The 246-nt window shown below is 62.6% G+C and carries 1 protein-coding gene; it reads left to right on the forward strand.

What is annotated here, in order from left to right; translation table 11 throughout:
* Positions 1 to 246: DedA family protein (locus SB771_RS36290; protein WP_410722195.1), on the forward strand; the 246-nt coding region annotated here is incomplete at both ends.

Here is a 246-nt window from a genome sequence, read left to right on the forward strand (position 1 = left end):
GAAGCCGTCGCGATCATCGGCACCTTCGTGCCGGGCAGCACGGCAATGTTCATCGCAGGCGCGCTGGTCGGCACGGGCACGCTGAATCTCGGCTGGCTCTTTGCGAGCGCGATTGTGGGCGCCGTGGCGGGCGACGGTATGAGCTACTGGTTCGGCCGTCGTTATAAAGACACGATCAGCAGGCTCTGGCCGTTCAGCACGCATCCAGGCCTGCTCGAAAGCGGCCAGAAGTATTTCGACAAGCAT

The organism is Burkholderia sp. SIMBA_051, assembly GCF_046534915.1.
Classification (GTDB): domain Bacteria; phylum Pseudomonadota; class Gammaproteobacteria; order Burkholderiales; family Burkholderiaceae; genus Burkholderia; species Burkholderia ambifaria.